18 protein-coding genes are annotated in these 19,605 nt (G+C 63.3%); 3 read left to right on the forward strand and 15 right to left on the reverse strand.

Annotated features, from left to right (window positions below; genetic code table 11):
- Positions 1-69: 69 nt before the first annotated feature.
- From ACWPQI_RS19335 to ACWPQI_RS19375, 9 genes are all read right to left on the reverse strand, one after another.
- Positions 70-1,392 carry a UDP-glucose dehydrogenase family protein gene (locus tag ACWPQI_RS19335; RefSeq protein ID WP_102031444.1) on the reverse strand — a complete coding sequence of 441 codons (1,323 nt, stop codon included), beginning with the start codon at positions 1,390-1,392 and terminating at the stop codon, positions 70-72.
- Positions 1,393-1,452: 60 nt separating this feature from the next.
- Positions 1,453-2,607, reverse strand: a complete 1,155-nt coding sequence (locus ACWPQI_RS19340) for an acyltransferase family protein (protein ID WP_082061222.1) — start codon at positions 2,605-2,607, stop codon at positions 1,453-1,455.
- Positions 2,591-3,865, reverse strand: a complete 1,275-nt coding sequence (locus ACWPQI_RS19345) for a lipopolysaccharide biosynthesis protein (RefSeq protein ID WP_210062982.1) — start codon at positions 3,863-3,865, stop codon at positions 2,591-2,593. Before ACWPQI_RS19345 ends, ACWPQI_RS19340 begins: the two co-directional genes overlap by 17 nt.
- Positions 3,865-4,911 (reverse strand): nitroreductase family protein, encoded by a 1,047-nt coding sequence (locus ACWPQI_RS19350; RefSeq protein WP_082061221.1) that lies wholly within the window; start codon positions 4,909-4,911, stop codon positions 3,865-3,867. Before ACWPQI_RS19350 ends, ACWPQI_RS19345 begins: the two co-directional genes overlap by 1 nt.
- A gap of 169 nt (positions 4,912-5,080) precedes the next feature.
- Complete coding sequence (locus tag ACWPQI_RS19355; RefSeq protein WP_230831868.1) at positions 5,081-6,280, reverse strand: polysaccharide pyruvyl transferase family protein; 1,200 nt, start codon at positions 6,278-6,280, stop codon at positions 5,081-5,083.
- Complete coding sequence (locus ACWPQI_RS19360) at positions 6,261-7,172, reverse strand: glycosyltransferase family 2 protein (protein WP_210062983.1); 912 nt, start codon at positions 7,170-7,172, stop codon at positions 6,261-6,263. The genes ACWPQI_RS19355 and ACWPQI_RS19360 overlap by 20 nt, the downstream gene beginning before the upstream one ends.
- Complete coding sequence (locus ACWPQI_RS19365; protein WP_082061220.1) at positions 7,169-8,032, reverse strand: glycosyltransferase family 2 protein; 864 nt, start codon at positions 8,030-8,032, stop codon at positions 7,169-7,171. The genes ACWPQI_RS19360 and ACWPQI_RS19365 overlap by 4 nt, the downstream gene beginning before the upstream one ends.
- The gene (locus tag ACWPQI_RS19370; protein WP_474738444.1) at positions 8,029-8,745 is read right to left on the reverse strand and encodes a WecB/TagA/CpsF family glycosyltransferase; all 717 of its coding nucleotides are present in this window, start codon (positions 8,743-8,745) and stop codon (positions 8,029-8,031) included. Before ACWPQI_RS19370 ends, ACWPQI_RS19365 begins: the two co-directional genes overlap by 4 nt.
- Positions 8,746-8,920: 175 nt before the next feature.
- Positions 8,921-10,465 carry a sugar transferase gene (locus tag ACWPQI_RS19375; RefSeq protein WP_245340152.1) on the reverse strand — a complete coding sequence of 515 codons (1,545 nt, stop codon included), beginning with the start codon at positions 10,463-10,465 and terminating at the stop codon, positions 8,921-8,923.
- Between the two features lie 788 nt (positions 10,466-11,253).
- On the opposite strand from ACWPQI_RS19375, the gene ACWPQI_RS19380 reads away from it, so the two are divergent.
- Positions 11,254-12,198, forward strand: a complete 945-nt coding sequence (locus ACWPQI_RS19380) for a UTP--glucose-1-phosphate uridylyltransferase (RefSeq protein ID WP_474738445.1) — start codon at positions 11,254-11,256, stop codon at positions 12,196-12,198.
- A 32-nt stretch (positions 12,199-12,230) separates the two neighbouring features.
- Here the strand turns inward: ACWPQI_RS19380 and ACWPQI_RS19385 are convergent, their stop codons facing one another.
- From ACWPQI_RS19385 to ACWPQI_RS19400, 4 genes are all read right to left on the reverse strand, one after another.
- Complete coding sequence (locus ACWPQI_RS19385; RefSeq protein ID WP_210062986.1) at positions 12,231-13,550, reverse strand: UDP-glucose dehydrogenase family protein; 1,320 nt, start codon at positions 13,548-13,550, stop codon at positions 12,231-12,233.
- 93 nt (positions 13,551-13,643) lie between these two features.
- Positions 13,644-14,891 carry a mannose-6-phosphate isomerase, class I gene (gene manA, locus ACWPQI_RS19390; RefSeq protein ID WP_119700001.1) on the reverse strand — a complete coding sequence of 416 codons (1,248 nt, stop codon included), beginning with the start codon at positions 14,889-14,891 and terminating at the stop codon, positions 13,644-13,646.
- A gap of 42 nt (positions 14,892-14,933) precedes the next feature.
- Positions 14,934-16,013 carry a mannose-1-phosphate guanylyltransferase gene (gene manB, locus ACWPQI_RS19395; protein WP_474738446.1) on the reverse strand — a complete coding sequence of 360 codons (1,080 nt, stop codon included), beginning with the start codon at positions 16,011-16,013 and terminating at the stop codon, positions 14,934-14,936.
- Positions 16,014-16,121: 108 nt separating this feature from the next.
- Positions 16,122-16,772 (reverse strand): hypothetical protein, encoded by a 651-nt coding sequence (locus ACWPQI_RS19400; RefSeq protein WP_017681459.1) that lies wholly within the window; start codon positions 16,770-16,772, stop codon positions 16,122-16,124.
- Positions 16,773-17,030: 258 nt separating this feature from the next.
- Here ACWPQI_RS19400 and ACWPQI_RS19405 point away from each other — a divergent pair, with 258 nt between their 5' ends.
- Complete coding sequence (locus ACWPQI_RS19405) at positions 17,031-17,207, forward strand: hypothetical protein (RefSeq protein ID WP_017681460.1); 177 nt, start codon at positions 17,031-17,033, stop codon at positions 17,205-17,207.
- Between the two features lie 27 nt (positions 17,208-17,234).
- Here the strand turns inward: ACWPQI_RS19405 and ACWPQI_RS19410 are convergent, their stop codons facing one another.
- Complete coding sequence (locus ACWPQI_RS19410) at positions 17,235-17,459, reverse strand: hypothetical protein (RefSeq protein ID WP_017681461.1); 225 nt, start codon at positions 17,457-17,459, stop codon at positions 17,235-17,237.
- Positions 17,460-18,065: 606 nt separating this feature from the next.
- Here ACWPQI_RS19410 and ACWPQI_RS19415 point away from each other — a divergent pair.
- Positions 18,066-18,221: a hypothetical protein gene (locus ACWPQI_RS19415; RefSeq protein ID WP_210062989.1), complete on the forward strand. Its 156-nt coding sequence runs from the start codon at positions 18,066-18,068 to the stop codon at positions 18,219-18,221.
- Between the two features lie 64 nt (positions 18,222-18,285).
- On the opposite strand, the gene ACWPQI_RS19420 is transcribed toward ACWPQI_RS19415, so the two are convergent.
- Positions 18,286-19,578: a hypothetical protein gene (locus tag ACWPQI_RS19420; RefSeq protein ID WP_040270397.1), complete on the reverse strand. Its 1,293-nt coding sequence runs from the start codon at positions 19,576-19,578 to the stop codon at positions 18,286-18,288.
- Positions 19,579-19,605: the final 27 nt, after the last annotated feature.

Genomic DNA, 19,605 nt, shown 5'->3' on the forward strand with positions numbered 1-19,605 from the left:
GTTTCGTTCGTGAGACCGGTTTGCGGTGGCGGTTTACCTATAGCTGCGCAATGCAAGTCAACACTCCGGTCAACGAGCTCGCCCCATACCACGGTATTTCCAGCCCCCGTCGACCCATGCGGCCACGTCGAGACAGTTCCGACCATCGATGATGACCTTCCTTCGCACAACACTTGCAAGCGATGCTGGGTCGATCCTCCGGAACTCGGACCACTCCGTCAGCACGAGAAGCACATCGGCGCCCGCACAGGCGTCCTCTATCGAGGTCGCATAGTTGAGGGTGGGGAACAGGACCCGCGAGTTCTCCATAGCCTTGGGATCGAACACTGTGACAGCTGCACCCTGGAGCTGAATTTGTCCGGCGACATTGAGGGCCGGGGAGTCTCGAACATCGTCGGAATTCGGCTTGAATGCCGCACCAAGGACCGCAACTCGAGACCCGAGCAGCGAACCACCACATGCCTCTCGCGCCATCTCAACCATTCGAATGCGCCTGCGCATATTGATGGCATCGACTTCCCGAAGGAACGTCAGCGCCTCGTCTGCACCTAGCTCACCGGCCCTGGCCATGAACGCCCGGATGTCCTTGGGTAGACATCCTCCACCGAATCCGACACCTGCGTTCAGAAACTTTCGACCGATTCGCTCGTCGTACCCGATCGCGTCGGCGAGGACTGTAACGTCGGCACCGGCCGCGTCGCACACTTCGGCGATGGCGTTGATGAAAGAGATCTTTGTCGCGAGAAAGGCATTTGCAGACGCCTTAACCAACTCCGCCGTCGCCAAGTCGGTGACAAGGAAGGGCACACCGTCGCCCAAAAGCGAGGCATAAATTTCCTTTGCGCACTGCACGGCATTGGACGACTGCGGTCCGACTCCCAATACGATCCGATCCGGATGAAGAGTGTCCTGAACAGCAAACCCTTCCCGCAGGAATTCCGGATTCCAGGAAATCTCGACCTCCACCCCGGGTAGCGCGAGACTGCGAGCTAGCTCCGAAAGGCGAGTTGCCGTCCCCACGGGAACGGTCGACTTTCCGAAGATCACAGCGGACCGATTCAGTCGGGGAACCAGGGTATCGACCACCGCGTCGACGAAACTCACGTCGGCACCGTACTCACCCTTCCTCTGTGGCGTCCCCACCGCGATGAAGTGGGCTTCCGCGAATTCTGCGGCCTCACTGTATGACGACGTGAATCGAAGACGTCCCGACTCCACGTTACGAGTAAGCACTTCACTAAGTCCAGGTTCATAAAACGGGACTTCCCCACTCGACAGCTTCTCGAGCTTCGATTCGTCGATGTCGACGCCGAGTACCTCATGTCCGAGTTCTGCCATACACGCTGCGTGCGTAGCACCAAGGTACCCCGTTCCGAAGACCGCTATCCGCATCGTTCTCCCTCAACTTTCCGAGATCGGTATATCAACCGAACACCAAGCCCTACACACTCTTCACATTGCCGCATCCGCGGCTCGGTGCCGCCGTTCGGACCGGTTACGTGCCTCGCGCATCTTGCGCCATCTCAGCACCGGCACCTCTACGAACTGGTAAACAAGGATTCCAGCCCCTACACCTACAACAACAAGGACAGGAAGTGCGATTCCTTCTGGCCATGTGTCCGTAAACGACCGCGAGCCCAACATCAGAACCAAGTGGACCAAATAGATGCTATAGCTGGCCAGCCCTATCAGCGCAACGAACCTGTTGGAAACAACCCGATCGAATAATTTACCAACCCGCCCCCTGCCGCACATGAATCCGTAGACGATGACCAATGCAGCACAGAGACTCTGCACCGAGTATCGCGCGGTATCTCTGAAAGTGTCGTCTCGAATCGCGACACTTACCAGGTACAACAACAATGCGGAAATGAGTGACACTGGGCTAGCTAGGAGCCGAGTCACTTTCGTTTCACGTTCCCCATCTGTAACCCACGAGTGGTAGGCCACCGCGACAAGCACGCCCCATGCGATTCCGTCGAGCCTCGTATCCGAGCCGTAGTAGATCCGCGAGGATGACGACCCTCCAATGGCGAGAAGGATCCGAGCAGACGTTGAGCCGGCGACTGCAATAACCGCCGTTGCCACGAGCAGCGGTCGCCAGAACCGACTGCGGACGAAAACCAACCACAGCAGCGCGAAAACAATGTAGAACTGCTCTTCGATCGAGAGACTCCACACAACTCCCGTGCCAGGAAGCACCTCGGCACCGCCGGCGGCCTTGTACCAGTTGTAGTAGAAGAAGAGCTGGCCGGCGAACGCGCGCCAGTCGACCGGATTCCATAGTGCGTATACGAGAGTAGGAACCACTATCGCAATAAGCAGCGGCGGGACAATCTTGAGGACGCGACGGTAGTAGAACGGTCCGATGGCGAAGGCCGACGTCTTGTCACGCTCGCGCAGCACTAGAAATGTGATGATGAATCCCGAAATGGTGAAAAATACCGTCACTCCAGAGCCGCCCGGTATGACATCACCGAGACCCCCATGGGCCAATACCACCAAAATAACGGCGGCTGCCCGCATGGCATCGATGTGGGCGAACCTCGGAACCGCGCTACCGCCGGTGACGACCGGACCGGAGACGGGATTACCTACTACTGACATGGTGCTCCGCCGTTCGTATGCGCAAGTTCCGGAACAGGATGACCGACTGATAGCCCGCCACTGCAAGTTGGCCGAATGCCACCGACCACGCAGAACCCACACCACCGGCCACTTTGATAAGCGGAAAGAGCAGCGGGAGCATGACAACGACGCCCAGTGCGGCACTTGCCGTCACGTGCTTCTCCAGTCCCAAAGGCAGAAGACACGCCACCCCTAGCGTTACCGAGATGATGTTCGCTGCGAACGCGACGCTGACGGGAACCGCGAGATCCCACCCGATAACGAGTTCTCCACCACTCAGGACATGACCAAGCGGAATTGCACCGGCCACAAGGACAATTCCACCAAGCATTCCCAGGGTCCACGCGATTTGTGACGCTCTCTGCGTGCGACGGAGGACCGACGCTGTTCCCCCCCGAGGCGTCCAACCCTGTAAGGCTTGCGATATCGGACGGTACGCAGTCAGTGCCTGCTGCTTGATCTTGTCGATCAGGGCGTACTGAGGCACCGCGCTCGGAGCGAAATGCTGTACCACCAGTATCGGCATGGAGAGGTAGAACGAAGAGAGCAGCGCGGTACCAATCCCATGCTTTTGAGCGGCGACAAGGCTCCAGTATGGTCGAAGGCCGAAGGGCCGAAACCCACCGGAACCGTACCGTCTGCCCACGTCAAACAGCGACATGATTGCCGCAACGACTGCACCGGCCAGCACAATCGCCGAGTAACCTTCGATCGGAAACCCACATGCAATTGCCGCCGTCGCCACCACGATTCCGATGGTCCTCGGAACCGTGTCGAAGACAAATAAGCCTCTCGGATTCGCTTCACCGACATAGAACCAATTCGCCCCGATGTTGACCACAAGCAAAGCCACGGCGGACAGGGTGGTGGCGGTCGGGTGCGCGGTACCCAGGGCAGCACTAGCCAATGCAACCGCAGGTACCGTCGCCACCAATGTAAGGCTCCGCACGTACACACTGTCCATGTAGTACCGGCCCCGCGCTGCATCCGATGCTCTAGCTACCGCGGTAGGACCCGATTGAACCCAACCGAGGAGCGTGAAGACGCCGACGAGTGCACCGATGCTTTGTCCCACTGCTACCGACGCCCACCCCGCCCCACCGGCGTTGACAATTACAAACGGCACGGTGAGCAGATTCGCGAAGCCGGTTAACGCGACAGACAGGCTGAATCCGCCGATCTTCGCCAGCACCTTCGTCAGCGCTCCTCGGGGCGCGTTGGCTGCAAGCGTATCCATCAGTCGCACACTGATACGGGAGTATCCACAACGAGTACGGATTCCAGCGCCTGCCGCGGCGAACTCGCGACGCGGTACTCCGTCCGCAGGTGTCCGAACCCGACCAGCATCACGACGGCCTCCTCCTGACGAATTCCGGTCACTCTGCGAAGCTCTTGGTCGGTGGTGGGCCCCTTGCTCCAGTTCAGCGAAACGCTACCGAGACCTTGAGCGTGCAGCCCAAGAATGAAATTCATTGCAAACAAGCCGCCATCGACCCACGCTTGATTTCGCTGGGTGTCGTTCCAGTAGCTACGCAGGTTGGTGGTGATAATCGCAAGGCCGGACAACTGGTCCGCGAAGCCGTTCGCCCCACCCTGTACTTGCAGAATCCGCGCGATCGAGGCCCTATCCAGGTAGCAGTGAATGCGCCCGAACTGTCGATTGCAGACAGCCGGTGCATGGAGAGCCGCTGTCGCAGCGAACTGCACTTCATCGAGACTGACCGGCTGGGTGGTGAACTGCCGCACCGAATTTCGGCTCGTGAAGAAATCCAATCCGACGGGCGCAACTGTGTTCAGGACGTGCTCTCGCCGAACCTTCCGCGTACCGGCAGCAGAGTCCTCGCCACCGACCATCCTCAGCAATCGGCAAATTCCGACATACTCCGGAATATCGGCCGTTTCGACAGCAAGGAGCGTGTTGAACTCGAGGTAGGAACGCAGTACCGCCCCGACGCGTTTGGCGAAATCATCGACACCGTAACGATCGATGTACAGCGACAGATACCGGACAACATCGCCCAACGGTCGCGCGCCAAATGCAGGACGTGGCGCCGGTAAGGACATACCCTTCTCAAGGCTGTGATACCGCTCGGTGATAACAGCCTGCAAATTGTGTCGATCCTTGGTTTCGTCGATGGATGACGAGTAGCGCCGGTACCGGACCATGTCGTACGTGAACGCCCGTGCAAGACGTGTCGTGACTATCGCCGACTTGAGGAATCGCACCACAGGCCTCGGCAAGGTTGCACGAATGCGTTTCATGACGTTCGTCGACCCGCTCATTTCACGTTCTCCAGGAGGTCTCGACTCCGATTATCGATCGGTGAACGTGAAGGTTCGTCCGTATCGAATTGCAGAACACTCCTCCCTTCACGAAACGGTTCCAACGCAATTCCGAACGGGGCGATCTCGTAGATTGCTTTCTCCGTGGACGCCGGAACCAGGCCGCGATTCATCGCGCCTGCTCCACAGGAATTGCCCCAGCGAGCGCTCGAACCGCATCGTCCAACCGCTCTTGTGCCGCATGCCGAACGCACTCCAACTCCGCCTCCAACGGTGCTTCGGAGATGAGAGCGATTGTCTTGGCTACGGGTTCGGCATCTGCCCTCAGATCTACGGCATGAGTCCAACCGAGGTCCCTCATCAGGGGAATGAACTTCCGAGAGTATGCCCACGGAACGGCTGGTGTTCCCATCGACATCGCGTTCAGGCATGCGTGCATACGAGCGCCGACCACGACGGATGCGCCGGCAAGCACTTGTCGCATCTCGATCAGGTCGGCTGGAACGACGACGTCGATGTCGAATCCGTGCTCGTGCCGGATCCGATGTGCGAGATCCCGACACGCGTCCGCATCGTCATGGCCGCTGGGGCTGAAGATTACGTGTGCTAAAAGAGCGGGTCGCCTTCCACGCTCCCGTAGATCAACTACGAGACGAGTGACTTGTCGGCGGTACTTCTCAGAATCGACATGGTCATCCGCGAACCAGAGCAACCCCGAAACGTTGACCAGCACGTCGTACACCGGGACTGATGCAACCGCCGCGGAGGGGAGGCAGAACACAACATCCGTGGCAGTGACATCTGCCTGACGTCCGAGTTTGGCGCTGTATGCGGAACTTTCACTATCGCGACTCATGACGAGGCGCGCCTGGCGGAGACTTCGCCTCCCGACCATACGTCCGATCCACGAGTTGAACGGTCCAATCGTCTGGGGAGCAAGAACGAGAGGTATCCCGAGCCTCGATATCGCGCGGTGCGCGTACGCAATGAACGCCAACCGCTTGAGGCCATATATGTCGGTGAAGCTGTCACCGGCTCCAGAGTCCACAATCAGGTCGTACTGACGGAGCTTGCTCTTGATAGGGCCGCGCGATCGGAAGAGATCCCGCAAGATCGACCGGGTTCCAAACGACACATCCGAATCACCTGGTCCGAAGTCCTGAAAGTCGATCACGACTTCTCCGTCACCGAGCGCACGCCTGACGAGCTCAGCATTACCACTGGCCAGTACGCGAAGGCCGAAGTTTGCAGCGCGACTATCACACCACAGCACCAGTACCCGTATCTCCTTGGAGCCTTCATTCACCTCCGGCACCCCGCTCTCGTCAACGAAGGCAGACGCCTGGCGGCTACGCCATCTGCTTCTCACGCAAGATCTCCTCTGTCAGCGGGCCAGGATCGCAATAGCCCGCATTTCGCCACCTGGTCGCAGACCACCGGTGGGCTGCTACTGCGGATGGCTTCCCGAAGGCGCGCTTGGCAATGTCGACAAGGCACAGATCAGCGTCGTACAGTGCCGCGCCTAGCCGACCGTATCTGCGGTAGGCCACCCTCAGGGATCCGTCGGCCTTACACTTCTCCACGAGTTCGGACACCGTCCGACCACTTTCACCACCAGCATGGGTGATCTTCACGTCCCTCAGGAGGACCAAAGGAACTCCGATCCTGCGCGCCCGATCCGTCATATCGCGGTCTTCTGCATACAGAAAGTAGCTCCGGTCAAACGGGAGGTCGAGTTCGAACGCAGTAGCGCGCTCCATTCCCAGGAATGCTCCTGACAGCTTTGCATACCTGGGAATTGTCGATCCGGAGCGGCGCTCAAGCCGTCTGCAGAGCAGCTCGGAAACCTTGCGCCCGATCGAGTACGTCCAGTTCTCATACGGCATGTAGTCGAAAGAACCATTCGGCTTATGCAACATCGGCATGAGAATTCCTCGGCCTGGACGGACCTCTTCCATGAAGGTCCGAAACTCCTCGTAGTCGATACCGCAGTCAGGGTTGACCACGACGATGTAGTCCTCTACCGAGCACCGGACCCCCTCTGCGACCCCTGCTGCAAAACCGATGTTCCCGTGACCATCGACGACGCGCACGTCATTGGATGACGGAACAACCGTCCCATCGTTTACCACGAGGTTGACGCGAGCTTCGTACCCGACGTCGCGCGCAGCCTTCGTCAACGCACCGGACAGCTGTAGAAGGTGGTCGACTGGATTCCTGAATGCGACGATTACGAAGACGACGCTGTTGATAGAATTCATTCGGATATCCCGTACGTTTCGTGGATCCATCGGCGAGGACTCCTGATGGCCGCCCGCAGCTTCATCCGCTGCTCCAGGGCATGAGCTGCCTTCAACTCCTTTGGATATGGGCCGGCCCCAGCTCGGGCGAATCCATACGCCATCGCCACCGAGCCAACCACGTACGGCCTCCGGAAGACATAGCGGATTGCGTGAAGCATGAAGTAGGGAAGCCAGTAACCGGTCCACCGGCACACCTGGCCGTTGCGGCGCCGTCCGTGGACCAGACCTTGGCTGGCTCCGATCGCTCGTCGGACCGAGAAGTGCAGGTCCTTTCGTACCCGAACCTGCAACCCAACCGACTTAATGGCGAGTTCATCCATGACGTCGAAACCGACGCGCCGGGGAACGTTCGACATCGCCTCATAAGCACTCCGTGAGTACAACTTGACTGGACCCGGCACGTGCACCGTCTGTTCGCGATCACGTTTGCCGACCAGTACCCCGCCTACCAGACCGAGGCTCTGATCGCCTGCGAACTCTTCGAGCACCAGCTCCAAGTACTTTGCAGGCAAATCCACGTCGGCGTCGAGCTTCATGACATAGTCGAACTCGGGACAACGGCGAACGGCTTCATCGACGCCGTACTGCCATGCGGTGAATGCAGACCCCCCGATGAGCCCGCCCCCGTTCTCACGACTCAAGACAACTATTTCCATCGGCAGGTTCATCCCGCGAACGATGGCGGGTCCATCGTCAGTGCTACCGTCGTCGACGACAATCCAGAGATCGGGCTGTCGAGTTGAGTCCGCCAGCTGATGAGCGAGAATGCCAATATTGTTGGCTTCGTTGTGGATAGGCGTTACGACAATCAAAGTCATCGTCTACTCCGCGGATTCTCGATCAACGTGGGAATGAATGCGCGTGCATCACGCGCGTACCGGGGAACAAGCCTCCGGGGTTCGGTGAGCATCCGGTGTGCCCATTCGAGGTTCGTGCGCTGTGCCCACTGTGGAGCTCGCGGATATCTTCCAGCGGAGAAGTTCAGAGACATCCCTAGGCAAAGGATGTGGCCGGAACCCTGGCATCTGGCCAGGTCAGTAGCGAACAGCTCCTGCTTCGGTGCGCCGAATCCAAGAACGACCAAGCCGCCGGAGCCGCTGGAAGCGATCCGGTCGAGCAGCTGGCGTCGTGCATCGGGATCTTCGACCTCCTCCGCAGGAGCCGGTTCGGTCATAACAGTCCATGCATTTCCGCCGGCTCGCACCGCCAGGGCGGACAATACGTCGGAGTCCTCCCCTCCGGCGAGGACGAGTGGTCGCCCGCCGCCGTCGGCATTCAGGATGCTCTCTAATAGATCGGATCCCGGGACTCGGTCGACGTCGGTTCCGGTGGCACGAGCCAGCAAGTGCGCGACGGGCCAGCCATCCGGCAGCACGATGCTCGCATTGCGGTAAATTTCGATCAAGCCATCGTTCTCGCGGATTAGCTGAATGTGATGCAGATTTGGCGTAACGACGATCTCCCAGCGTGATGGAACGTCGGAGACGAGATGCTCCGTAATCTCGCGCAAGGACCGAAGATCGAATGGCACGTATGTACCTTTGATGCGTAATCGCGCTAGTGGTGGCCAAACTGTTGCCACTGCTTGAGCCTTTCTTCGGCATACTCGGGCATGTGCACCTTCATCAAGACACTGGGGGCCAGATGCTGCAGCATTTACGGCGCCGACTGTTTGGCCCTCGGAGGAGTGCGCTGCGCCCCCGTCCTTAGTACGCGCCATCGCTGGCAGCAACAGCCTTGACAGTTTTCGCAATGATCAGCACATCGCTGACCATCGACCAGTTCTCGACGTACGACAGGTCCAGACGAACGGACTCGTCCCACGACAGGTCCGAACGTCCACTGACCTGCCAGAGCCCTGTGACGCCCGGTCGGACCAGCAGCCGGCGACGGATCATGCCGTCGTAGTTCTCGACCTCGCGGCGCAGCGGCGGACGCGGTCCGACGACGCTCATCTCCCGGCGGACGACGTTGATGAACTGCGGGAGTTCGTCGATGCTGTATCGGCGAATGAACTTGCCGACGCGAGTGATTCGCGGATCCTCGCGCATCTTGAACAAGAGCCCAGCACCCTCGTTTCGATCAAGGAGCGCGGTCATCTGCTTGTCGGCGTCGGTCACCATCGACCGGAACTTGATCATGCCGAAGGGTTCGCCGTCGAGACCGATGCGTTCGGAGCGATAGAACACCGGGCCCTTGCTGTCCAGCTTGATGGCGAGCGCCACGAGAGCGAACACGGGAGCCAACAGCAAGAGAGCCGTGAGCGAGAAGACCAAGTCGAACGCGCGCTTTCCGCTTCGCTTGGCGCCGTGGTAGCTGGGCTTCTCGACATGTATGAGCGGCAGGCCGGCAACGGGTCGCATCTCCATGCGCGGCCCCGCAACGTCCACGACGCCGGTGGCGACGACGAGATCGGCCTCGTACGGTTCGAGTTCCCAGACCAGGTCGCGGATGCCCTCGTGGCCGAGGGTTTCGGTGGCCGTCACTACAACTGTGTCTGCGCCCGACTCGGCCAGTGCGTCGACGACCGATCGTTCGTCGCCGTAGATGGCGATCCGGCTTCCGTCCACCTCGATGGACTCACCGCGCGCGCCGGCATAGCGCGGAACGCAGACACCGACGACTCGGTAGCCGTCGGAAGCTTCGCGCTGGAATGTCCGCGTCATGAGGCGTACCGCGTGCTCTCCACCGACGACGAGGACCGAGGTCTGGAACTCGCCGCGGCTCCGCTTTCGTGCCACGACGCGCCGCCACATCCATCGGCTGAAGATGAGCATCATGAGTCCGGCGGGCAGTGCAATGGCGAGGTAGCCGCGGGCCAAGTCGAGCTTGAAGACCAGCGATACGATCGCGATGGCACCGAAAAGCCGCAGCGTTCCGGAGATTACGCGTTGGTACTCCTCGTACCCGCTGCCGATGACGCGGCGCGACCGGGTGCGGAAGAGTGCGAGAGTCCCGATCCACGCAGCAGCCAGGCACACCGACACGACGGCGTAGTTCAACTCGCTGAACGAGGTCGCCGCGAGCAGATCGGCGTGCCCGAAGCGCACGACGTGTGCCAGGACGACTGCCAAGACGACGATGACGTTGTCGGTCCAGAAGAGTCGGCGGACGTACGCGCTCTGCCACGACCACCGGGTGTTGCCGGAGCGGTCTCCGACCAGGTAGGGAGTGCGCCTGGCCGGCGCTTCCCTTGCGGCGCCGGCCGTGGTGGTCTGCACCCGGTCCGACTGGTCCACTGCTGATTTCATTCCGTTCCCTCCCCGAGCCCCACACGGGCGAGGTGCCCGTACTGGTGCGATCACCTCGGGCGGAACACACATTCGGCATCGATGGCGTGCGAGTACCTCCCCGTACCGCACGCATCGCAAACCTGTATCGCCCTCGGTATGGAACATCTTGGGGCATTCGGCAGCGGCGTGCATCTCGATCAGGACACGAGTGGGACCAGTGTTGTCGACCGTTGACCTGCGAGAACCTGCTACTTCTCAGTAACTTCTCAGCAAATACCAGGTCAGACGGTATGTTCTCTGCCGAGGCGGGTCGGCCGTTCGACCGCAACCAATTCTTCGTTACAGTGTGAAATATCACACACAGCTATTCCGCACCGCCGGGCGGACGACGAGTTGGACGCACGACCAATTCGCAAGAACGTACAGACGGTAGGGTCAAAATCTGATACAGAACTGGTACTGGTCGTGCAGGATTTCGGATCTTTCAGCGGATGGTCCTGGCCCATTCCCGGGCACGGCCGCGCGAGGCGACTTCGCGAACGCCGGCTGGCACGTCCGACTTGCCTTGACCCGGAGCAACCTTCGACGGAGCGTGAGCGTCAGCCCGGGCGCCCCACTGAGCCGCACGAGCGAAGTCGCGAATTTCGCCCGATGGGTTAAACTTCGCGCAATCGCGCATTCCTGCGGTGACTCCCCCACCCCGCAACGGCTCGGTGCGTGCCTATTCCGAGCGACATTCTTTATGACATGAGTACCTCCCGCAGACGAATATCCGATTTGTCCCATTCGAGAGACGAGGTGTCGCCATGGGCGAATTGATCGCCGAGAATCCGTGCGTATTCAAGACCGCGGTGGTGCCGGCTGCCGGTATGGGCACGCGGTTCCTGCCCGCCACCAAGACGGTCCCCAAGGAACTCCTGCCCGTCGTGGACACTCCCGGTATCGAACTGGTCGCGTCGGAGGCCGCCGAGTCGGGTGCGGGCCGCCTGGTGATCGTCACCGCGCCGGGCAAGGCCGGCGTGGTCGCGCACTTCGTCGAAGACCTGGTCCTCGAGAATCACCTGGCGGCGAAGGGCAAGCACCACCTGCTCGAAAAGGTTCGCAAGGCACCGAGGTTGCTCGACGTCGAGTCCGTCGTGCAGGCCGAGCCGCTCGGACTCGGGCACGCCGTCGGGTGCGCCGAACAGGCCCTCGACGACGACGAGGATGCCATCGCAGTCCTCCTTCCCGACGACCTCGTCCAGCCCTGCGGCGTCCTCGAGGTGATGGCCCGGGTGCGTGCCAAGCGCGGCGGTACCGTCCTCTGCGCCATCGACGTGCCCAAGTCTCAGGTCAGCTCGTACGGCATCTTCGAAGTCCAGGAGGTGCCCGGTGTCGCAAACCCCGATGTGATGAAGGTGCTCGGCATGGTCGAGAAGCCGAAGCTCGAGGACGCGCCCTCCACCCTCGCCGCGGCCGGGCGCTATCTTCTCGATCGCGCGATCTTCGATGCGTTGCGTCGCGTGACGCCCGGAGTGGGCGGGGAACTCCAGCTCACCGACGCCATCGCACTGCTGATCGACGAGGGCCACCCCGTCCACGTCGTCGTCCACCGTGGTTCGCGGCACGACCTCGGCAATCCCGGTGGCTATCTACGTGCCTGTGTCGACTCCGCCCTTGCCAGCCCGGAGTACGGCCGGATGCTGCGGTCATGGCTGACGGACCGGCTCAAGCAGATCGATCCCGACGCCGGGGCCGATGCCCTGCAGTAAGGGTCGGCCACCGCCGGACCTCTCGGTCCCTCCTACCGGCCCATGCCGTGGTAGCGCCAGCCGTGGGAGCGCCAGCGCTGGGCGTCGAGGCAGTTGCGCCCGTCCAGCACGGTGCGCGCCCGGACAACTGCGCCGATCTGCTCCGGATCCAGGTCCTTGAAGTCCTGCCATTCGGTGAGCACCAGCACCGCGTCGGCACCCTTGCACGCTTCGGGGATGTCGGCCGCATAGGCGAGAGTGGGGAACAGCCGTCGAGAGTTCTCCATTGCCTTCGGATCGAAGACCGTCACGGCTGCGCCCTGCAACTGGAGCTGGCCGGCCACGTTGAGCGCCGGGGAATCCCGGACGTCGTCGGAGTCGGGTTTGAAGGCCGCGCCCAGAACTGCGATGCGGGTGCCCAGGAGGGATCCGCCGCACGCTTCCCTCGTCATCTCCACCATGGTGCTGCGGCGCCCCATGTTGATGCCGTCCACCTCCCGGAGTAGGTGGAGAACGTTGTTGGCGCCGAGCTCGCCGGCCCGCGCCATGAACGCCCGAATGTCCTTCGGTAGGCACCCACCCCCGAATCCGAGTCCCGCATTGAGGAATCGTCGTCCGATCCGGGCGTCGTAGCCGAGCGCGTCGGCCAGTTCGACTACATCCGCGCCACTCGCGTCGCATACCTCGGCGACGGCGTTGATGAAGGAGATCTTCGTGGCCAGGAACGCGTTCGCGGCGGCCTTCACGAGTTCGGCGGTGGCGATGTTCGTGACCAGGAAGGGCACGCCGTCGGCGATCTGGCACGCGTAGAAGTCGCGCAGCGTCGCTTCGGCTTGCCCGCCGCGACTGCGGTCGACCCCGACGACCAACCGGTCCGGGGTGAGGGTGTCGCGCACGGCGTACCCCTCGCGCAGGAACTCGGGGTTCCACGCCACCTCGACGTCGTCGCCGGCCGGTGCGGCGCTCCGGGCACGCTCCGCCAGTTGCTCGGCCGTGCCCACCGGCACGGTCGACTTCCCGACGATCAACGACGGACGGGTCAAAAGCGGGGCAAGCGCGTCGACGACCGCATGCAGCTGAGACAGATCCGCGGCGAACTCGCCGCTCTTCTGCGGGGTGCCGACGCCGATGAAGTGCAGGTCCGCAAAGTCGGCGGCTTCGGCGTAGGACGTCGTGAAACGCAACCGTCCGCTCTCGAGGCTGCGCCGCAGCACCTCGTCGAGTCCGGGCTCGAAGAAGGGCACCTCCCCCGCCGTCAGCTTCGCGATCTTCCCGGCGTCGATGTCGACGCCCAGGACGTCATGCCCCAGTTCTGCCATGCAGGCGGCATGAGTGGCGCCCAGGTATCCCGTGCCGAAGACTGTGCAGCGCATGCTCCCAGAGGTACCCAGTACGGGTGTTCAGCACACCGATGCACGCTGAGGGCTGAACCAACAGTGCATGAAGAGTTGGCGCTGTCGGCCGGTTCAGACCGACCAGGTCCGAGCCGGCGGAGTCGCCACGAACACCGTCGCGTCAGAACTCGCGGCCTGCACGACGAGTTCGGGGTCCGAGGCCGCAACCCATGCCGCTTCCCCCCGCTGGAGGTTCAGCACCCGGTGGCCGCACCGCAGCTGTACTGTTCCCTGCACGCACAGCAGGATCCGCGGGGTCGAACCACCGATCCGGGTGGTGGCGGGTCCCGACGTTCCCGCCTCGTCCAGCGCCACCCGCCACAACTCGAACTCGCGCACGGGCGGTGCGTACAGGCGTTCGTGTCCGTCGCGGCGGGCGCGCACCCACGGCACACCGACCGAGTCGAAGTCGAGCACGCGCAGCAGTTCCGGTATGTCCACGTGTTTGGACGTGAGCCCGCCGCGGAGCACGTTGTCCGAGCTCGCCATGATCTCCACAGCGGTGCCCCGCAGGTACGCGTGCAGGTTGCCCGCGGGGAGGAACAGGGCGTCGCCCGGTTCCATGCTGACCCGGTTGAGCAGGAGGGAGGCGAGGACGCCCGGGTCCTCCGGATAGGCGAGACCGAGCTCGAGGGCGGTCCGCGCCGCGGCGGTGAACTCGTCCTCCGACCCGGACCGGGCCTCGAGGTAGCGCCCACAGCCCGTGAGGACGGCGTCCGTCAGCCCAACGAGCGATTTGGTCGGCAGTGTCATCCATGCGGTGAACAGGGCGCGCAGTCCTGTCGCATCAAGGTTGTCCCCGAGTTCGGAGGCGTACGGCGTCACCTCCGACACCCCGAGGTCGCGGAGGAACTCGACCGTCTCGGCCGGTGGCCGGAAGCCGGCCAGCGCCTCGAATCGGCTCAGCGCGACGACCATCTCGGGTTTGTGGTTGTCGTCGCGGTAGTTGCGGTGCGGGGCGTCGAGCGGAATTCCTGCCGCGTTCTCGCGCGCGAACCCCTCCCGGGCCTGAGCCCGGCTCGGGTGCGCCTGCAACGAGAGCGGCTGCTCGGCGGCGAGGACCTTCAGCAGGAACGGCATCCGGCCGTCGAACTGCCGAGCACAGTCCGGCCCGAGCTGACCTTCGGGGTCGCGCGCGATGAGATCACACAGCGGCACCGTGGCATCCCCGGCGTCCACCGTCGCCGGGGCCACCGGATGGGCGCCGAGCCACAGCTCGGCCTCCGGCTCCTGGGTCGGCGCGGGCCGGCCGGTCAGCTCGGCCAGCGCGGTGTGCGAACCCCACGAATAGTGTCGAACGGTCCCGCGAAGCGGATACATCGAACTCCTCCCCGGAACCGGATCAGCTTGTCCTGCACGTCACTACACGTCGGTGGAGAACCGGACGCCGCCGTCCGGCAGCACGACTCCCGGCCATACCCGGGCCCCGCGCAGCAGCTCGCAGCGGGCACCGACCTCGGCGCCGTCGCCGATCACCGCGTCGCGGACGAGTGCGCGCGGCCCGATGCGGGTCCCGAACCCCACGATCGAGCGCTCCACCACCGCCCCGGCGTCGATGCGCGCGCCGTCGAACACCGCGACACCGTCCAGGCGGGCACCGCCGCCGACCACGACGTCGCGGCCGATCACGGTCCCACCGATCAGCATCGCGCCGGGCGCGACCCGAGCGGTGGGGTGCACGCGGGACTCGCCGCACTCCCCCGCGAGCGCCGGCGACGGCGCGATGCCGCGCACCAGGTCGGACGAGCCCTGCACGAAGTCACCGGGTGTGCCCATATCCCGCCAGTAGCCGGTGTCGACGTGGCCGAACACGCGTGCGCCGTCCACGAGCAGCGACGGGAACACCTCGCGCTCCACCGAGACGGGACGTCCGGCCGGGATCTTCTCGATCCATTCGCGGCGGAACACGTAGCAGCCCGCATTGATCTGATCGGTCGGCGGATCCTGCGTCTTCTCCAGGAACGCCGTGACCCGTCCTTCCGAATCGGTGGGCACGCACCCGAAGGCGCGCGGATCGGCGACGCGCACCAGGTGCAGCGTCACGTCGGCGTCGTTGGTCTCGTGGGTGTACAGGATCTCGCGCAGGTCGCTGCCGCCGAGCACGTCGCCGTTGAACACCATGACGTTGTCGGCGCGCAGCTGCGGGAGCACGTTCCGGATTCCGCCGCCGGTGCCGAGCGGTTCGGTCTCGGTGACGTACTCGATCTCGAGGCCCAGGCTCGTGCCGTCACCGAAGTGCTCCTCGAAGACCTCGGCCCTGAACGAGGTGCTGAGCACCACGTGCGTGATGCCGGCCGCCCTGATCCGAGCCAGCAGGTGGGTCAGGAACGGCACGCCGGCGGTGGGCAGCATGGGCTTGGGAGCCGACAGGGTGAGGGGATGCAGTCGTGTTCCCTTGCCTCCGACCAGGATCACCGCATCCGGTGCGTGTTCTGCATTCATGATTCCCCCGGTGCGACGCACGAGCGAGGCGTGCGCGCACGAAGTCGTCGTCCCGGAAGCACGCCGTGGCGACATCCCGTCGGGGATGCCGCCAGCGGGCGCTCGGGATCAGCTCTGCGAGAGGTCCGGCAGTCCGCCGAAGAGATCGATCACGAGACCGATCAACTCCTCGGGGGTGTCGATGATGTCGTCGGTGCTCGGCCCGTCCTCGGTCTCGGCCTGCGGCACGGTGCCCTCCGACTTGGTCGGCGCGGACTGGGCGGCCGGGGCCGCGGGTGCCGGCGCAGCGCCGTCGCCGGCGATGTTCACGACGATCGGATCCTGGAACGGCGCTCCGGAGCGGAGGCCGACGTTGTCCCACTGGGTGCCGGCGGCGTCCTGGCAACCCCAGTACACGTAGTAGGTGCCGGCGGCGATGGGCTGCGGGCCCTGCGAGACGGGCTGCCCGTCCTGCACGAAGGTGATCGCGGAGGTGCTGGTGTTCTCGATGGAGAACTTCGAGCCCGGGGCCTGCGCGTCCGCGCGGCCCGACGGGTCGGCGGCGTCGAGGCCGCTCTGCTTGGTCGACACGTACGACACGCAGGTGACGCCGGCGGACACGTCGACCCCGGCGAAGTCGAAGTCGACGGTGATCGAGCCCGGCGTGCCCGAGGCCGAGACGTTCGGATTGCCTGCGGCGGACGCGGTCCCCGGCACGCACAGCGCCAGTGCTCCCACCCCGGCCACGGTCACGGCAGTCTTCTTCAGAACGGATTGCATCAAAGCTCCCTCGAGTACGGCGTCTCCGCGAGAAGTCGCGGCGTCCACTTCGACCCCCCGGTCGGAATGTTCTGGGACACCGTAACCCGAGGCGGCCTCACATGCGAGTCGGTCGGTCTGTTTCCGGCGGCGCCCCGCGCGCCCGCACGCCCGCCTCCAATCTGCACTCTCGGTGTCGTTTCAGCGGACTATTCCAGCCCGCGCCCGTCGCCGCGGACGAAACGATGGACTCGGCTGGCATCGTTTAGGGTTCGACGCATGGACATCGTCTTGTGCCTGTTGGTTCTGTGGGCAGCACTGTCGGTGCTGGTCGCGGTCGTGGCCGGTGACGCCGTCCGGCTCCGGGAGGAACGGTCCCGCCCGACGCGCGCCGCGGAAGCGCCCGCCGCGCCGACCAAGCCCGAAACGATCGTCCGGGCCCCGGTCAGGGTCTGAGCACGTCCGCGGCAGCTGCGTCTGGTCCTATTCCGCCACGGCGAGGGGCGCCGGGTCGGCAGCGCCGATCACGCCGCCCGGCGCGGGAAGCGGAACCAGCGCGCACTGGCTGGACCCGGACGTGAGAGAGCAGATCACGGCGGGAAGGATGTAGGGAAGCAGATCGGTACTTCCGGTGGCCGCACTTGCGGTGGCCGGCACGGCGACGGTGATGGCGGCACAGCCCAGGATGCCGGCGAGAAGACGCTTCACGAAGACCTCGATTCGAAGAGGAAAAGACCTGACGGTCGGTTGAATCGGGCAAATCCCCGAAACGTTACGTATGCAAAGAACAGCGCTACTCAAGAGCGGTCCCGCGGTGCAGTCGGCGGGTTCCTATCCGTGCCCGACTCGGTCCGCGGGCGCGGCTGCGAAACGCAGCAAGCCTGCCGGCAGGGTGCACTGATCGACCGGACCGACACCGGGGTAGTCCAGGGTGAGCCGGCCTCGTAGCCGATCGGCGCCGGAGTATCCAGCATAGTTGCGGGCAGAACCGACCGGAGTGCCGACCGGCAGGATCATCCGCCTCCTCATAGTTGAGGACTGTCAGCGGTTCCCGGGACACCGCCAGATCGCGCACATGCACACCTCACCTGGTCCATTCTCCCTCGATGGATGCGATGGGTGTATCACGCGGCACGAGCGCACCGCAGTACCGCACAAACGTGTTCTTCGCCGGCACTGGACGTTCGGTGTGGTCCGGTACGGTCACGGCACCAAATGACATCAAAAGACTCTGGTGCTCCGCAGCAACGACGGAGACGCCCGGATGAGTCGACAAGATGGCAGTCACTAATACCAAAGCGGCCAACGCAACCCGTGACGTCGCTGCTACTCGGTCAGCGCAACAACACCTTCGGCAACATAGCGATCGTGGAGTTGATGGTGTTCGCGACAGGAGTGACCGACACGCAGATGGCGACACTGTATGCGTACGCGAGGGCGCAGTACCCGGCGCTGTTTCCGGCAGCCTGAGCGCAGCGGATCTATCCGAACGTGCCTCCACCCTCATTCGCGGGCCGAGGCACGTTTTCGGTTGCTACACAAGCACAGGATCCTTCTCGTCGGCCTGTTCCGATACGGTCGCCGATCGTGACGTCACCTCCGCCGCGACCGCCCCCATCATGAAGAACAGCAGCACCTGCCACTGGGTGATCGGTGAGGTCACCAGCAGGACCGGGATCTGGCCGGCGAGTGCCACGGACGCCGGTCCCGCTGTCCGCTTGAGGCACCGGACGCCGGCAACCAACACCGGAACAAGGAACAGCACCGCGGTGATGATCCCGAAGTTGACCGCGAAGCGGAGCGGTGTGCTATCGATGAGCTGAACACCGTTGACCAAGGGGCTTGCTTCCTGACCAGCGAAGGTCAACGCGGATGACATCCAGTGCAGGCTGTCGCGTACGAGCGCGTACTGGTCGAGACGAGCGTTACCGGAGCCGGCGACTTCGCCCGAGTAGACGCCGGAGTACAGACCCGACATGACGGTGTATACCGCGCCGCCCACGGCGATGGCGAGCACGGTGTATCGCAGTCGTGCCTTGCCGCTGGAGGAGAACACCCATGCGGTGAGGATGAGGGTGAGGGCTAGGGCGAGCATTGGGCCACGGCTCAGGGACACGAGAATGCCGGCAGCGAGCAATGCCTGGACGAGCACGACGTTCTTGCGGAACTGGTGGGCGAATGGGATTGCCATCGCGAGCGCCGCACCGTAGGCGATGCCGTGCCCGAAGGAGACCTCCGACCGGGAAACCCCGGCGCGTTCCTGGATCAGGTTCAAGGTGTGGTTGGACGACGGCATCCACTCGGCGAACAGGTGTATCCCGAAGAAAAATTCGACGACGCCCCATGCGGCAACGGCGGCCATCATGATCACGTAGGCCTGGGTGACCTTGACGGTGACGTTGCGCCCCAGCAGGTATCCGAGCACCCATAGGACGAGCAGGTCCCGCACAAACACGATGCCGCGTAGTTCGTCGGTGAAGGACAGGAACAGCACCATAAGGGTGGCGAGACCTATCGCGATGTCCATGCGGTTGATCCGGACCGGCTCGTGTCCGAACACGCGTGACAAGCCAATGCCCAACAGGATGGGTACACCGAGTGCCGCAGGGGGAAGACCTATGCCGCCGACGTACACGCTGGTCCACGAGGGCACGAACACCACGGTCAATACCCATAGGATCAGCGCAAGTTCGGGCTTCCTGTAGGCGAGCACAAGCACGCCAAGTGTGAGGATGCACGCAACGATGGAGAACCCGTAGGTCGGGGTCAGAAGTCCTATGATCGATGCTGTGGCGACCAGCGCCACCCAGCTGAGGGCCTGCTTCATTGTTTCCCTTCGTGTGGCTGTGCGCCG

This window comes from Rhodococcus sp. LMD, from assembly GCF_056108245.1.

Coding starts and splice junctions, on each gene's coding strand:
- ACWPQI_RS19335 (WP_102031444.1), bottom strand. CDS start 1,392: ATGCGGATAGCGGTCTTCGGAACGGGGTACCTTGGTGCTACGCACGCA.
- ACWPQI_RS19340 (WP_082061222.1), bottom strand. CDS start 2,607: ATGTCAGTAGTAGGTAATCCCGTCTCCGGTCCGGTCGTCACCGGCGGT.
- ACWPQI_RS19345 (WP_210062982.1), bottom strand. CDS start 3,865: ATGGATACGCTTGCAGCCAACGCGCCCCGAGGAGCGCTGACGAAGGTG.
- ACWPQI_RS19350 (WP_082061221.1), bottom strand. CDS start 4,911: ATGAGCGGGTCGACGAACGTCATGAAACGCATTCGTGCAACCTTGCCG.
- ACWPQI_RS19360 (WP_210062983.1), bottom strand. CDS start 7,172: ATGAATTCTATCAACAGCGTCGTCTTCGTAATCGTCGCATTCAGGAAT.
- ACWPQI_RS19365 (WP_082061220.1), bottom strand. CDS start 8,032: ATGACTTTGATTGTCGTAACGCCTATCCACAACGAAGCCAACAATATT.
- ACWPQI_RS19375 (WP_245340152.1), bottom strand. CDS start 10,465: ATGAAATCAGCAGTGGACCAGTCGGACCGGGTGCAGACCACCACGGCC.
- ACWPQI_RS19380 (WP_474738445.1), top strand. CDS start 11,254: ATGGGCGAATTGATCGCCGAGAATCCGTGCGTATTCAAGACCGCGGTG.
- ACWPQI_RS19385 (WP_210062986.1), bottom strand. CDS start 13,550: ATGCGCTGCACAGTCTTCGGCACGGGATACCTGGGCGCCACTCATGCC.
- manA (WP_119700001.1), bottom strand. CDS start 14,891: ATGTATCCGCTTCGCGGGACCGTTCGACACTATTCGTGGGGTTCGCAC.
- manB (WP_474738446.1), bottom strand. CDS start 16,013: ATGAATGCAGAACACGCACCGGATGCGGTGATCCTGGTCGGAGGCAAG.
- ACWPQI_RS19400 (WP_017681459.1), bottom strand. CDS start 16,772: ATGCAATCCGTTCTGAAGAAGACTGCCGTGACCGTGGCCGGGGTGGGA.
- ACWPQI_RS19405 (WP_017681460.1), top strand. CDS start 17,031: ATGGACATCGTCTTGTGCCTGTTGGTTCTGTGGGCAGCACTGTCGGTG.
- ACWPQI_RS19420 (WP_040270397.1), bottom strand. CDS start 19,578: ATGAAGCAGGCCCTCAGCTGGGTGGCGCTGGTCGCCACAGCATCGATC.